The sequence below is a fragment of the Citrobacter sp. wls613 genome (assembly GCF_005281195.1).
In the GTDB taxonomy this organism is placed as follows: Bacteria; Pseudomonadota; Gammaproteobacteria; order Enterobacterales; family Enterobacteriaceae; genus Citrobacter; species Citrobacter gillenii.
The window spans coordinates 1-1,193 of sequence record NZ_SZXN01000083.1 but is presented as its reverse complement, the minus strand read 5'-3'; the positions used below and the strand labels follow the sequence as shown (position 1 = coordinate 1,193).

Genomic DNA, 1,193 nt, shown 5'->3' with positions numbered 1-1,193 from the left:
TGAATCGCCACGGATAATTTAGACACTTTCGAGCCGTTGATAATACTGGTTTTCATATTCAGCCGGTGGCATCTGATTACTTGAGCCATGTCGACGTCTACAGTTATAAAACATTTCGATGTAATCAAAAACATCGCTGCGGGCTTCTTCCCGCGTTCCGTAGATCTTTCTCTTTATCCGTTCGCGTTTCAGTAGCTGGAAAAAGCTTTCAGCAACCGCGTTGTCGTGGCAGTTACCACGACGACTCATGCTGCCTTCCAGACCGTGTGATTTCAGGAACGACTGCCACTCATGGCTTGTGTATTGACTGCCCTGATCAGAATGAACCAGCACTTGTTTTTGAGGATTACGCCGCCACACCGCCATCAGTAATGCATTCAGGACAATGTCTTTTGTCATCCGGGGTTGCATTGACCAGCCGATAACTTTTCGGGAGAACAGATCAACCACCACGGCCAGATACAGCCAGCCTTCGTGGGTTCGAATGTAGGTTATATCCGTCACCCAACGCTCATCCGGTGCGTCCGGATTGAACTGACGCTGGAGCCTGTTGGGTGCCACGATGCTGACTTCACCTTTGCGGGCCCGCGGACTCCGGTACCCGACCTGAGCCTTTATTCCTGCACGTCTCATCAACCGCCAGACCCGGTTCACTCCGCACTGTTGCCCGGTATCACGCAGATCGAGATGGATCTTGCGATAACCATAGACACAGCCTGACTCAAGCCAGAACTGCTTAATCTGCCCGGTCAGCTTCTGGTCTGCCTGGTGACGCTGTGAATGTGGCTGCTGAAGCCAGACATAAAATCCACTCGGATGAACATCCAGAACCCGGCAGAGCAAACGCACAGGCCAGCACAGGCTATTGTCACGGATAAAGGCGTACCTCAGTCGGACAGTTTTGCGAAGTACGCCGCGGCTTTTTTTAGTATGTCTCTCTCGTCGGTAACCCGCTTCAGCTCTTTATGAAGTCGCCGGATCTCAGACTGGGCATCGGACTGCGTTTTAGTGGCTGAAGAATCAGGGCCGTACTTTTTTACCCAGGCATAGAGGCTGTGTGTGGTGATATCAAGACGGGTGGCAACACTTGCTATGGAATGACCACGATCAACAACCTGTTTAACCGCTTCGATTTTGAACTCTTCGGGATAACGTTTACCGCTCATGGGCACCTCTCTTTTAAGTCATCTTAA

At 51.0% G+C, this 1,193-nt stretch carries 1 protein-coding gene; it reads right to left on the bottom strand.

What is annotated here, in order from left to right; all coding sequences use genetic code 11:
- Positions 1 to 18: 18 nt before the first annotated feature.
- A protein-coding gene (locus FDX01_RS21585; protein ID WP_137400439.1) for an IS3 family transposase occupies positions 19 to 1,166 on the bottom strand; the annotation gives its coding sequence in 2 pieces (ribosomal slippage) (positions 19 to 929 and positions 929 to 1,166; 1,149 coding nt in all).
- Positions 1,167 to 1,193: the final 27 nt, after the last annotated feature.